General features: G+C 67.7%; 12 protein-coding genes. 6 read left to right on the top strand and 6 right to left on the bottom strand.

All coding sequences use genetic code 11. From position 1 onward, the window contains the following. Positions 1-84: 84 nt before the first annotated feature. The 3 genes from AC1Q6E_RS27600 to hrcA all read right to left on the bottom strand — a co-directional run bounded on the left by AC1Q6E_RS27600 (position 85) and on the right by hrcA (position 2,661). Entirely contained in the window at positions 85-459 is a 375-nt protein-coding gene (locus tag AC1Q6E_RS27600; RefSeq protein ID WP_152792629.1) for an RNA-binding S4 domain-containing protein, read from the bottom strand. A 4-nt stretch (positions 460-463) separates the two neighbouring features. Next, positions 464-1,573: a ferrochelatase gene (gene hemH / locus AC1Q6E_RS27595; protein WP_296554912.1), complete on the bottom strand. Its 1,110-nt coding sequence runs from the start codon at positions 1,571-1,573 to the stop codon at positions 464-466. An 83-nt stretch (positions 1,574-1,656) separates the two neighbouring features. Then, entirely contained in the window at positions 1,657-2,661 is a 1,005-nt protein-coding gene (gene hrcA / locus AC1Q6E_RS27590) for a heat-inducible transcriptional repressor HrcA (protein WP_152792627.1), read from the bottom strand. Between the two features lie 194 nt (positions 2,662-2,855). Between hrcA and AC1Q6E_RS27585 the strand changes: the two genes are divergently transcribed. Both AC1Q6E_RS27585 and recN read left to right on the top strand, forming a co-directional pair. Then, the gene (locus tag AC1Q6E_RS27585) at positions 2,856-3,752 is read left to right on the top strand and encodes an NAD kinase (RefSeq protein ID WP_152792626.1); all 897 of its coding nucleotides are present in this window, start codon (positions 2,856-2,858) and stop codon (positions 3,750-3,752) included. Positions 3,753-3,785: 33 nt separating this feature from the next. Then, the gene (gene recN, locus AC1Q6E_RS27580; RefSeq protein ID WP_152792625.1) at positions 3,786-5,429 is read left to right on the top strand and encodes a DNA repair protein RecN; all 1,644 of its coding nucleotides are present in this window, start codon (positions 3,786-3,788) and stop codon (positions 5,427-5,429) included. Positions 5,430-5,460: 31 nt separating this feature from the next. Here the strand turns inward: recN and fur are convergent, their stop codons facing one another. After that, a complete protein-coding gene (fur, locus tag AC1Q6E_RS27575) occupies positions 5,461-5,880 on the bottom strand; it encodes a ferric iron uptake transcriptional regulator (RefSeq protein ID WP_152792624.1) in 420 nt (139 codons plus the stop codon). A 283-nt stretch (positions 5,881-6,163) separates the two neighbouring features. On the opposite strand from fur, the gene AC1Q6E_RS27570 reads away from it, so the two are divergent. After that, the gene (locus AC1Q6E_RS27570) at positions 6,164-6,772 is read left to right on the top strand and encodes an outer membrane protein assembly factor BamE (RefSeq protein WP_492573925.1); all 609 of its coding nucleotides are present in this window, start codon (positions 6,164-6,166) and stop codon (positions 6,770-6,772) included. A 5-nt stretch (positions 6,773-6,777) separates the two neighbouring features. Continuing rightward, positions 6,778-7,587: a 4-hydroxy-tetrahydrodipicolinate reductase gene (dapB, locus tag AC1Q6E_RS27565; protein WP_152792622.1), complete on the top strand. Its 810-nt coding sequence runs from the start codon at positions 6,778-6,780 to the stop codon at positions 7,585-7,587. Between the two features lie 101 nt (positions 7,588-7,688). On the opposite strand, the gene AC1Q6E_RS27560 is transcribed toward dapB, so the two are convergent. Together AC1Q6E_RS27560 and AC1Q6E_RS27555 are read right to left on the bottom strand one after the other, a co-directional pair. Next, positions 7,689-8,345: a CheB methylesterase domain-containing protein gene (locus AC1Q6E_RS27560; protein WP_492573924.1), complete on the bottom strand. Its 657-nt coding sequence runs from the start codon at positions 8,343-8,345 to the stop codon at positions 7,689-7,691. A gap of 8 nt (positions 8,346-8,353) precedes the next feature. Continuing rightward, entirely contained in the window at positions 8,354-9,193 is an 840-nt protein-coding gene (locus AC1Q6E_RS27555) for a CheR family methyltransferase (RefSeq protein ID WP_492573926.1), read from the bottom strand. Between the two features lie 113 nt (positions 9,194-9,306). On the opposite strand from AC1Q6E_RS27555, the gene AC1Q6E_RS27550 reads away from it, so the two are divergent. Together AC1Q6E_RS27550 and AC1Q6E_RS27545 are read left to right on the top strand one after the other, a co-directional pair. Then, a complete protein-coding gene (locus AC1Q6E_RS27550; RefSeq protein WP_152792620.1) occupies positions 9,307-10,935 on the top strand; it encodes a sensor histidine kinase in 1,629 nt (542 codons plus the stop codon). Further along, positions 10,932-11,564 carry a response regulator gene (locus AC1Q6E_RS27545; protein WP_152792619.1) on the top strand — a complete coding sequence of 211 codons (633 nt, stop codon included), beginning with the start codon at positions 10,932-10,934 and terminating at the stop codon, positions 11,562-11,564. Before AC1Q6E_RS27550 ends, AC1Q6E_RS27545 begins: the two co-directional genes overlap by 4 nt. Positions 11,565-11,766: the final 202 nt, after the last annotated feature.

The raw sequence follows: 11,766 nt of genomic DNA, 5'->3' as shown, positions 1-11,766 counted from the left end.
CAGGAAACCGCGGATCTGGCTTTGCCAGTCCGCCGGTTTCGCCCCCTGGGGGGCGCGCGTCAGCGCGTAGGGGGGGGCTTCCCCTCAGGGGAGCCATTTCTCGATGTTGCGGCGGTCTTGCTTGGTGGGGCGGCCTTTCAGGTTCGCGGCGGGGTCGGTGTTCTGGCGGCGCAGTTCGATGGCTTCCAGGCGGCGTTTGAGGCCTTGCGGGGTTTCGTCGTACAGGGTGCGCGCGAAGACGGCGGGGCCGCGCTGGGTGGACAGGGCGCGGACCAGGATCTCCCAATCCTGCTCTCCCGCGCGGATCTGCAGGATATCGCCGGGGCGCACCGCGCGCGAGGGCTTGACCCGTTCGCCGGCCACTTTCACCTGCCCTGCCTCGACCGCATCCTGGGCCAGCGTTCGGGTCTTGTAGAACCGCGCCGCCCAGAGCCACTTATCGATACGTAGTTCTTCCATCCCGTTACTGGTCCGTGGCCGGCGCCTTGTCGTTTTTGCGTTGCAGCAAGACTGCTTCGTGCGCCGCGGCGGCCGGCTGGCGGCCCGCCGGGCGGGTGATCCACCCCTGCATGTGGCGCTCGGCCAGGTCGGCCAGGGCGTCCATCCAGGCGGCGGAATCGTTCAACGCATCGATGTAGCGCAACTGCCGGCCCCCCGCCAGCAAGAATGCCTCCTTCCCCTGCACCGCGATCTCTTCCAGGGTCTCGATGCAATCGGCGACGAAACCGGGGCAGAACACATCCACATCGGACACGCCGCTTTTCGCCAGCTCCTTCAACCTGGGTTCAGTATACGGCTGGAGCCATTCGGCCGCGCCGAAGCGGCTCTGGAAGGTCACCTCGACCTGCTCGGCGTACAAGCCCAGGCGATCGGCCAGCAGCCTGCCGGTCTCCAGGCATTGCTCGTGATACGGATCCCCCTGGGCGATGGAACGCTTGGGCAGGCCGTGGAAACTCAGGACCAGCTTCTGGCCCCGGCCGTTGCGGCGCCAGAACTCAAGGATGCGGACCGCCATCGCCTCGATATAGCCCGGGTCGGCGTGGAAATCCCGGACGTAGCGGATCTCGGGCACATTGCGCAGCCGGGCCAGGCAGGCGCTCACGGCATCGGACACCGCGGCGGTCGTGCTGGCGGCGTACTGCGGATAGAGCGGCAGGACCAGGATGCGCTCGCATCCCGTTTCGCGCAGCGCGGCGATGGCTCCGTCCAGCGAGGGGTTGCCATAGCGCATGGCCAGCGCCACCTCCACGCCCAGGCCCCGGCTGGACAGCTCGCGCGCCAATCCCTCGGCCTGGCGGCGGCTCCATGCCAGCAGCGGCGACCCCTCGGGCGTCCATACCGAGGCATAGCGCGCCGCCGCGTCGCGCGGCCGCAGCGTCAGGACGAGGCCGTACAGGATGGGCAGCCACACCACGCGGGGAATCTCGACCACGCGGGGGTCGGACAGGAACTCGGCCAGGTAGCGGCGGACGGCGGAGGCGGTAGGCGCGTCGGGTGTTCCCAGGTTGACCAGCAGCAGGCCGGTGCGGGTGGGATGATGGGGGGACGGCGGCGGCTCGGGAAGGAAGCGCATGCGTAGCGTTTTCTAGGCTCGGGAATGGCGGGAGGAGCGGGCGCGGGCAGGGCTGCCCTGAGCCCCTGCCGGCGGGCGCCGGCTCAATGATGGCTCAAGGCGTTCGACAACAGGCGCGCGGTGATGTCGACGATGGGAATCACCCGCTCGTACGCCATCCGGGTCGGACCGATCACGCCCAGGGTCCCGACGACCTTGCCGTCCACCCCGTAGGGCGCCGTGATGACGCTGACTTCTTCCACCGGCACGAGCTGCGAGTCGCCGCCGATGTAGATCTGGACGCCATGCGCACGGCTGGACACGTCGAGCAGTTGCATCAGATCGGTCTTTTTCTCGAACAGTTCGAACATCCGGCGCAGCTTGTCCATGTCAGCCGTGATGTCGGAAACACCCAGCAGGTTCAATTCTCCCGAGATGACGACGCTGTCGTCCTCGGTGGCGGCCTCGGTGCTGGCGTCCACCGCCAGCTCCATCAGCCTGGAGATGTCCTCGCGCAACTGGCTCAGTTCGCGCTGGAGGATCAGCCGGACGTCCTCGAACGACCTGCCGCTGAAATGCTGGTTGAAGAAATTGGCCGCCTCGGCCAGTTCGGCGGAGGAATAGTCCCGCTGGACCCGCAGCATGCGGTTCTGCACATCGCCTTCGGGCGTCACGATGATCAGCAGCACCCGCGTGTCGGACAGGCGGATGAATTCGATCTGCCGGAACATCTGGCTGCGCTTGGGCGCCATGACCACGCCGGCGAACTGGGTCAGCTTGGACAGCAGCGAGGCCGCGGCCGCGATGACGCGCTGGGGCTCGGCCGAAGGCAGCAGGGTCTGGATGTGGGTCGCCTCGGAGACCTCGTACGGCTGCACCGTCAGCAGCGAGTCGACGAACATCCGGTAGCCCCGGGGCGTGGGGACGCGGCCGGCGGACGTATGGGGACTATGGATCAGGCCGTGGTCTTCGAGATCGGCCATGACATTGCGGATCGTGGCCGGCGACAGGTCGAAGACTTTGGAAAGCGTACGCGAACCGACCGGCTGCCCGTCGGTGATGTAACGCTCGATGAGAGCTTTCAACAGTGTACGTGCGCGATCGTCCATGGGGAGATTGTACCCCTGGATGAGCCCTTCTCCCACGCGCTTCGCGCGTCCGGCATGGTGAGCCCCCGGGCCGCTGCGCGGCGGCCCGCGAAGGAGCCGGTTCCGCGGGGGCCTGGCGACTGCCGGGTTCAGGGGGTGGACAAAAAGGGCCACATGGAGCCCCGTTGGGGGGACTCCCCTCATATAATGCCTCCATGCATTTTCCCATCGTCGCCCTCGTCGGCAAATACCACGATACCGGCATCGCCGCGCCGTTGCGCGCGGTCGCGCAGATGCTGCGCGATGCCGGGCGCGAGGTCGTGTTCGAGAAAGACACCGCCACCAACATCGGCGTCCTCGACTATCCCGCGGCCACCGTCGAGGAAATCGGGCAGCGCGCGTCGCTCGCCATCGTCATGGGCGGCGACGGCACCATGCTGGGGGTGGCGCGGCAACTGGCCCCCTGGGATGTGCCCGTTGTGGGTATCAACCACGGCCGGCTGGGCTTCATCACCGACGTTCCCATCGAGGACGCCGGCACCGCCATCGCCGGCATCCTCGACGGCCAGTTCGAATCGGAAACCCGCACCCTGCTGGCCTGCAGCGTCATCCGGGGCGAGGCCACGCTGGTGTCCGCGCTGGCCCTGAACGACGTGGTGCTGAGCCGGGCCGGCCTGGGCGGCATGCTGGAAGTCACGGTGCAGGTCGATGGCCTGTACATGTCCAAGCAGCGCGCCGATGGCCTGATCATCGCCACGCCCACGGGATCGACGGCCTATGCCTTGTCGGCCAACGGCCCCATCCTGCACCCGTCGCTGCGCGGGCTGGTGCTGGTGCCGGTGGCGCCGCAGGCGCTGTCCAACCGGCCGATCGCGATCCCGGACGACTGCACGATAGACATCACCCTCACCCGCTCTCCCGGCGGCCGCGACGAAAGCGCCAGCGTGCATTTCGACATGCAGAGCTGGTCGTCGCTGCAGGAAGGCGACCGCGTCCGGGTAAAACGCGCCGACCATACCATCCGCTTCCTTCACCCGGCCGGATACAGTTACTTTTCCACGCTGCGGCGCAAACTGCACTGGAACCAGATTTCCGGCACCGCGATCGACTAGCCCCTCTCCGCTCCTTCCACCGGCTCCATTCGTATGCTGCGCGCCCTGCACATCAACGACTTCGTGATCGTCGACCAGACCGAGGTCGAATTCGGCCCGGGCTTCACTGTCTTCTCCGGCGAAACGGGTGCCGGCAAGTCCATCCTGATCGATGCCCTGGCCCTGGCCCTGGGCGAACGCGCCGATGCCTCGGTCCTGCGCGAAGGTGCCGGCCGGGCCGAGGTCAGCGCGGTGTTCGACGTCCCCCCGGCCCTGCTGGACTGGCTGGCCGAGCGCGAACTGGATACCGACAGCCTGGTGCTGCGGCGCATCATCGATGCCCAGGGACGCAGCCGCGGCTACATCAACGGCGTACCCGCCACCCTGACCCAGTTGCGCGAACTGGGCGAGCACCTGGTCGACATCCATGGCCAGCACGCGCACCAGAGCCTGCTCAAGGTCGATTCCCAGCGCGACATGCTGGATGACCACGGAGACCACGGCCCTGTACGGCGCGAGGTCGCCCAGGCGTGGAAGGCCTGGCGCGAACTGGCGCGCAGGCTCGAAGCGGTGGAGCGCGACGCCGCCTCGCTGCAACAGGAGCGCGAACGCCTGCAGTGGCAGGCCGACGAACTCGATCGGCTCTCGCTCAAGGAGGGTGAGTGGGACCACCTCCAGGCCGAGCACGGCAGGCTGGCCCACGCCCAGTCGCTGATCGACGGCGCCAGCCAGACCATCGCCGCCCTGGAAGAAGACGATGACGCCGCCCATGCCCGCCTGGCCGCCGCCGCCCAGCGCATCGGCCAGTTGGCGACGCACGACGCCGCGCTGGCACCGGTGTCCGAGGCGCTGGAGTCGGCCCGCATCGCGCTGCAGGAGGCCGTCTCCGACCTGAACAGCTACCTGGGGCGCCTGGAACTCGACCCGCAGCGCCTCGGCGAGGTCGAGGCACGCCTGCAGGCCGTGTTCGACACCGCGCGCAAATTCCGCCTGCAGCCCGAGGAACTGGCCGAACGGCACGCCACGCTGCTGGCCCAGCTCGAAACCCTGAAGGAGGCCGAGGACGTCCAGGCCCTGCGCGCCAAGGCCGCGGCCGCCAGGACCGCCTACGACACCGCCGCCGGCAAACTCGGCCGGGCCCGCAGGAAGGCGGCGGGTTCGCTGTCCAAGGCGGTGACCCAGGCCATGCAGACGCTGGCCATGGGCGGAGGGCGCTTCGAAGTCGCCGTCGAGCCGGCCGAGCCCGGCATCCACGGGTCCGAAGCCATCGAGTTCCGGGTCGCCGGCCATGCCGGCACCACGCCCCGCCCGCTGGCCAAGGTGGCCTCCGGGGGTGAGCTGGCGCGAATCTCGCTGGCCCTGTCGGTCATCGCCAGCCGCGCCGCGCGGGTCCCAACCCTGATCTTCGACGAGGTCGACACGGGCATAGGCGGCGCGGTGGCCGAGGTCGTCGGCCGGTTGCTGCGCGAACTAGGGAGTTTGCATCAAGTATTGTGCGTCACCCACCTGCCCCAGGTCGCGGCTTGCGGCAATACGCATCTGCGGGTCGACAAGCGCCAGGAGAAAGGCGCGGCGATCTCCACGGTCAACCAGTTGGACAGGGGGGGACGGGTGGACGAAATCGCCCGGATGCTGGGCGGCATAGAAATCACCGCCACGACGCGCAAACATGCGCGGGAAATGATAGGGAACAACTGAGGCGGGCTGCCGCCCGCCCCTAGCCTTCCTTTTAGCGGCTCTTGGCGCAGTTCTGGCAAATACCGTAGAGCGACAGCGCGTGGCCGGTCAGCACGAAGTTGTGGTCCTTGGCGATTTTCTGCTGGCGTTTCTCGATTTCCGCATCGAAAAACTCCTCGACCCTGCCGCAATTCGTGCAGACCAGGTGGTCATGGTGATCGCCTTCGTTCAGCTCGAACACGGCCTTGCCGCTGTCGAACTGGCTGCGGACCAGCAGCCCGGCCTGCTCGAACTGCGTCAGCACGCGATAGACCGTGGCCAGCCCGATCTCGACACTTTCGCCGATCAGGGCCCGGTAGACGTCCTCGGCGCTCATGTGGCGCACCTCGGCCTTGCGAAAGACATCAAGGATCTTCAGCCGGGGAAAGGTCGCTTTCAGGCCTATACTTTTGAGTTCGCTTTGATCTGTCATGATGGTCCTTTCGAAAGCGGTTTCGTGTGTCGGTTCCTGCTGAATGGCGGGAACCGGCGTGGTGCCGGGCCTTGAGGCCCGGTCAGCCATCTGGCGCGCGGCGCCTGCAAGGCGCGGCGCGTCGGCATGGAAGGCGGCAGGACGGCCCAGTCCGGCGCACGATGCGCCCTGTTGCCCGCCCCGCGGCAGCCACCCGGAAGCACCGGGAAAGCTCCGGAAAAGCCCAGGCATTCCCCGAGGGCTTTATGATAACGGTTTCCCCAATCAAGACGAGTGCGGATCTGTGCCAAACGCTCTGATTTCCTTCATCCACGGCCAAGCCGGCACCCTGCGGCGGCTTGCCCCGGCCGCGTTGCTGGGCCTGGCGGCATGCAGCTCGGTCAACAACTACGTCCCGAACTTCGTCAAGCCCTACCGGGCCGACATCCAGCAGGGCAACTGGCTGACCCAGGAACAAGTGGAATTGCTGCGCCCCGGCATGACCCGCGAGCAGGTGCGCTTCGCCCTGGGCAGCCCCACGCTGACCAGCATTTTCCATTCGGACCGCTGGGACTATCCGTACCTGTTCACGCCCGGCAACGGCCAGACCGAGGAACGGCGCTTCACCGTCTATTTCGCCAACGACCGGCTCGAACGCTGGGCCGGCGATGAACAGCCCGCCCGCCAGCCGTTCCAGCAGAAGGACACGCGCAAGGCCCTGGGCACCGCGACGCCTCAGGCAGCCACCCCGAGCAACGCTCCGCTGACGGTCGACGGCAATGTCGCCTCCCCCAGCCTGGACCCTGGTGCCGCGTCGGCCGTCGCCACGCCCGTCGCGCCGCCCCCCCCTCCCGCCGCCTCGCCCTCCGGCGATGCGGTCCCCGCTCAACCTGCCACGACTACCAAGGAATGACCTCGATGCGTATCGCCATTGCCGGGGCGACCGGCCGCATGGGCCACATGCTGATCGAAGCCGTGCTCGCCGCCCCCGACCTGGAACTCGCCGTCGCGCTGGACCGCGCCGGCAGCCCCGCCATCGGCCATGATGCCGCCGAGTTCCTGGGCAAGCACAGCAAGGTCATGATCACCGACGATCTCGACGCCCTCGCGCAGGCCGACTGCCTGATCGACTTCACCCGCCCCGAGGCCACGCTCGCCCACCTGGAGGCCTGCCGGCGCCATGGCGTCAAACTGGTGATCGGCACCACCGGCTTCGACGAGGCCGGCAAGGCCGCCATCGCCGCCGCCGCCGACAAGGTGGGCGTGGTCTTCGCTCCCAACATGAGCGTGGGGGTGAACGTCACCCTCAAGCTGCTGGACATCGCCGCCCGCATCCTGAAGGATGACTACGACGTCGAAGTGTTCGAGGTCCACCACAAGCACAAGGTGGACGCGCCCTCGGGCACCGCGCTGAAGATGGGCGAGACCGTGGCGCAGGCCTGGGGCAAGCCGCTGTCCGAGGTGGCCGAATGGGCCCGCCACGGCGACACCGGCGCGCGCAAGCACGGCACCATCGGCTTTTCTTCGGCCCGCGGCGGCGACGTGGTGGGCGACCACACGGTCTTCTTCTGCGGCCCGGGCGAGCGCATCGAGGTCACTCACCGGTCGAGCAGCCGCGTCAACTACGCCGAGGGCAGCCTGCGCGCCGCCCGCTATCTGGCCGACAAGCCGGCCGGACTGTACGACATGCAGGATGTCCTGGAGCTGAGATCCCCCCCTACGCGCTGACGCGCGCCCCCCAGGGGGCGATGCGGGGGGACCGGCAAAGCCGGATCCGCGGCGCGCTGGCAACGGCTGGAACGGCCTCTTCCATGGGGCCGTTCTGTTTTTCAGGGAACGTTGATTGCCTTGTTCTTGGCTTCGACGGCGAGGACGAGGCGCTGGGCCATCTGCGCGAGCGGAACGATCTCGTGGGCGGCGCCCAGGGCGATGGCTTCGCGAGGCATGCCGAACACCACGCTCGACGCCTCGTCCTGGACAAGGTTGTAGGCACCCGCCTCGCGCAGCGTCAACATGGCCCGCGCGCCGTCCTTGCCCATGCCGGTCAACATGATGGCCACGACGCCCGCCCCCGCCGCGCGGGCGGCCGACAGGAACAGAACCTCGACCGAGGGGCGATGGCGGTTGACCGGTTCCCCCTCGGACAACTGCGCGTGGTAGCCCAGCAGCGGCAGCGGCCGTACCGACAGATGGGCATGGCCGGGAGCCACGTAGACGTGTCCTGGATACAGGCGTTCGTTGTGTTCCGCTTCCTTCACATGCAACGGCGTATGCTTGTCCAGGCGCTCGGCGAAGCTGCGCGTGAAGCCGGGCGGCATGTGCTGTGTGATGACGATGGGAGGCAGGTCGGCGGGCAGCGCTTCCAGCAATTCGCGCAGCGCCTCGGTCCCGCCCGTGGACGCGCCGATGGCGATCAGCAGCCTGCGGTCGTAGCGGGATGGCGGAGACACCCTGCCAACGGCGAGCCGGGATTGTTCGTCGGTCATGGATGCGCTCAGCCCGGATGCCTGACGTAGACGGTGCGCCCCTGGAGCACGAAGCGCTGCTGCCCCTGGGAAAAACTCTCGGAATGGCCGACGAACAGCAAGGCCCCGGGCGGCATCAGCCCGGCCATGCGCTCGACCACCCGCAGTTGGGTGGGCCGGTCGAAATAGATCAGGACATTGCGGCAGAACACCGCATCGAGCGGCCCGCGCACCGGCCACATGGGATCCAGCAGGTTCAGCTGGCGGAAATTCACCAGTGCGCGCAGCTCGGGCCGCACGCCATACAGGCCTCCGGCCTCTCCGGTGAAATACCGGCGCACCTGTTGTTCAGGCACCTTGGCCAATTGGTCGCGCCGGTACACGGCCTGCCTGGCGCTGGCGAGCACATGGGTGTCCAGGTCCGTCGCCAGGATGCGTACCGGTGGCGCCAGGCTACCGAAGACCTCGGCGGCCGTGATGGCCAGGGTCCAGGCCTCTTCGCCCGTGGAGGCGGCCGCGCACCATAGCTGCAGGGTCTGCCCCGGCCGCTCGGCGGCCAGTCGCTTCAGATAGGCGGCCAGTATCTGGAAATGATGGCTTTCGCGATAGAAATACGTGAGATTGGTCGTCAGCGCGTTGACGAAGTACTCCCATTCGGGCGCGCCGGCGCGCAACCCCTCCAGGTAGGCGCTGAAGGACGGCCTCCCGGTCGCGCGCAGCCGCCTGGCCAGCCGGCTGTAGACCATGCTGCGCTTGGCGTCCGACAGCGAAATGCCGGTGTGCTGCCGCAGCAAGGTCCGTATCCGGTCGAAATCCTGGCCGCTGAAGGCGAATTCGGTCCCGACGAGCGGGTCCGGGGTCCCCGGCATGGCCCCGGCCATGCCCAGGAAGCTGGTTCTGGATGTCACGCTTGGCCCTAAAGGAAAAGCCCCCACGCTATCATTGATGGGATTATCGGCAACAGTCACTGATTCATTAAGCAATGTTCAACCGCGGCCCCGTCTCCGTGCAGAACGCCAGCCCCGTATCGGGCGGGCTGCCTCGCTTCATGATGTCGGTACCAGGCCAAGCTTCCGCCGGCCTGGCCGGCGACCCCCGCGAGGCGGCCCAGCTCGCCATTCTCTTCATCGAGGACTCGCTGGCCGACTTCACGCTGATGCGTGCCGTGCTGGTCGACGCGGGGCTGAACGTCGCCGCCCAGTGCGTGGACACCGAAACGACCATGCGCCAGGCGCTGGCCGAACGGGCATGGGACGCCATCATCAGCGATCATTCCCTGCCCACCTTCAGCGGCCTGCGCGCGTTGAAGGTCGCCAAGGAAGCCGGATTCCGCGGCCCCTTCCTGATCGTTTCCGGCGCCATCGGCGAGGAAACCGCGGTCGAGGCCATGCGTGCCGGCGCCGACGACTACGTGATGAAGAACAACTTGCGCCGGCTCCCCCCGGCCCTGGAACGCGGCCTGCGCGAAGTGCAGACCCGCGACCAGCGGCAGCGGGCCGAAACGGCGCTGGCCTCCGCCCACGACCAGTTGAACGCGGTTTTCTCGGCCACGCCGGTCGCCTTGTTCGCCATTTCGCGCGAATGCACGGTCACCATGTGGAGTCCGGCCTGTGAAGACCTGACCGGACTGGGCGCGGCCGACACCCTGTCGCGGCCATTCGCCCTGCCCTCGCAGCCCGACACCTGGAAACTGCTGGCCCTGGTCGCCCCGGCCCTGGACGGCACCGCGGTGCGGGGCCTGCCATTCAGCATGGACTCCCAGGGGGAAAAACGCGAACTGCTGGTATCGGCCAGCCCCCTCAGCGGCTCGCCGCCCTCGGGCTGCGTGGTCGCGCTGTCCGACGTCACGCACCTGGCCCACGCCCAGGCGGAACTCAGCCGCTCCGAAAGCCAGTTGCGCGAACTCTCCCGCCACACCGAGCGGGTGCGGGAAAACGAACGGGCCGAACTCGCGCGCGAGATCCACGACGACCTGGGCGCCCTGGTCACGCGCATACGTGCCGACCTCGCCCTGGCCCGCCGCCGCTCCCGCGAAAAAGAAACCGCCCAACTGCTGGATGAAGCCGAACAAATGGTAGCCTCGCTGGGCGAAGCCATTTCCCGCATCGCCCGTGCCATGCGGCCGCCGGTACTCGACTTCGGCATCGTCGCCGCGATCGAATGGCAGGCGCGGGATTTCGCCCAGCACACAGGCATCACCGTCAACGTCCACACCAACCAGGACGACCTGGCTCTGGAACTGGAACAATCCATCGCCATCTTCCGCATCTTCCAGGAAGCCCTTACCAACGTGTTCAAGCACGCGCACGCCACGCGCGTCGATGTCGACCTCTTCGCCGACGACAGCACGCTCAGCCTCGAGGTCCGCGACAATGGCATCGGCCTGTCGTCCGACTCGCTGCGCAAGCGCACCTCGTTCGGCCTGCGCGGCATGATGGAACGCGTCCACGGCCTGGGCGGCTGGATGGACATAGGCGGCTCGCCCCAGACCGGTACGCCGCCTTTCCGAGGAACCACACTCATGATTTCAATTCCGTTGAACCCCCAGGATCCCCCCATGTCGCTGCCGGGAGGCAAGACCCCGCACCAAGACCCGGAGGGTCTGGAATGATCCGCCTGGTACTCGCCGACGATCACGCCATCGTGCGCTCCGGCCTGCGGCAGATCGCGCAGGCCGAAGAAGGCATCTCGGTGGTCGGAGAAGCGGCCGATTGCGGCGACCTGCTCGACGTGCTGCGCAAGACCGACGCCGACGTCGTGCTGATGGACATTTCCATGCCCGGCAAGAACGGGCTCGAAGGACTCAAGCAGGTGCGCGAACGCTGGCCCCGGATCGCGGTGCTCATGCTCAGCATGTATCCCGAGGACCAGTACGCGGTACGCAGCGTCAAGGCCGGCGCCGCCGGCTACCTGCACAAGAACTCCCCTCCCGAGACCGTGATCGCGGCCATCCGGACCGTCGCTCGCGGCAAGAAATACATCACGCCCGAACTGGCCGAACAACTGGCCAGCCACCTGAGCCAGGGCGACGAACGCCCGCCGCACGAACTGCTGTCCGACCGCGAATACCAGACCATGGTGATGATCGCCTCGGGCCGCACCCTGACCCAGATCGCCGAGGAAATCTCCCTGTCGCCCAAGACCGTATCGGTCTACCGCGCCCGCCTGCTCGAGAAGATGAAGCTCAAGAACAACGCCGAGCTGACCCACTACGCCCTGAAGCACAAGCTGGTGGAGTAGAGGCAAATAAAGCCCCCCCACGCCCTGACGGGCGCCCCCTCAGGGGGAGCTTCCGTAGGCTGAATCGACCTTCATGTTCTTGACCCGGTCTTGTCCGGGGTGCCGGGGCCGGGGGGCGGGCGGGACGCAGCGAAGCCGGTCCCGCTGCGCGGGACTTCCCGGTGGGGACAGGGTGGACGGGGCGGGCGCAGAACTCGGGCGG

The sequence above is a fragment of the Pigmentiphaga sp. MLSB6-MA01 genome (assembly GCF_058793475.1).
Note: the sequence above shows the minus strand (reverse complement) of the source record. Positions and strands in the feature narration are given on the sequence as shown.

Excerpts from the sequence above, each read along its gene's own strand:
- hrcA (WP_152792627.1), bottom strand. The coding sequence starts at position 2,661 with ATGGACGATCGCGCACGTACACTGTTGAAAGCTCTCATCGAGCGTTAC.
- AC1Q6E_RS27560 (WP_492573924.1), bottom strand. The coding sequence starts at position 8,345 with ATGACCGACGAACAATCCCGGCTCGCCGTTGGCAGGGTGTCTCCGCCA.
- AC1Q6E_RS27550 (WP_152792620.1), top strand. The coding sequence starts at position 9,307 with ATGTTCAACCGCGGCCCCGTCTCCGTGCAGAACGCCAGCCCCGTATCG.
- AC1Q6E_RS27600 (WP_152792629.1), bottom strand. The coding sequence starts at position 459 with ATGGAAGAACTACGTATCGATAAGTGGCTCTGGGCGGCGCGGTTCTAC.
- AC1Q6E_RS27585 (WP_152792626.1), top strand. The coding sequence starts at position 2,856 with ATGCATTTTCCCATCGTCGCCCTCGTCGGCAAATACCACGATACCGGC.
- AC1Q6E_RS27555 (WP_492573926.1), bottom strand. The coding sequence starts at position 9,193 with ATGCCGGGGACCCCGGACCCGCTCGTCGGGACCGAATTCGCCTTCAGC.
- recN (WP_152792625.1), top strand. The coding sequence starts at position 3,786 with ATGCTGCGCGCCCTGCACATCAACGACTTCGTGATCGTCGACCAGACC.
- hemH (WP_296554912.1), bottom strand. The coding sequence starts at position 1,573 with ATGCGCTTCCTTCCCGAGCCGCCGCCGTCCCCCCATCATCCCACCCGC.
- AC1Q6E_RS27545 (WP_152792619.1), top strand. The coding sequence starts at position 10,932 with ATGATCCGCCTGGTACTCGCCGACGATCACGCCATCGTGCGCTCCGGC.
- fur (WP_152792624.1), bottom strand. The coding sequence starts at position 5,880 with ATGACAGATCAAAGCGAACTCAAAAGTATAGGCCTGAAAGCGACCTTT.
- dapB (WP_152792622.1), top strand. The coding sequence starts at position 6,778 with ATGCGTATCGCCATTGCCGGGGCGACCGGCCGCATGGGCCACATGCTG.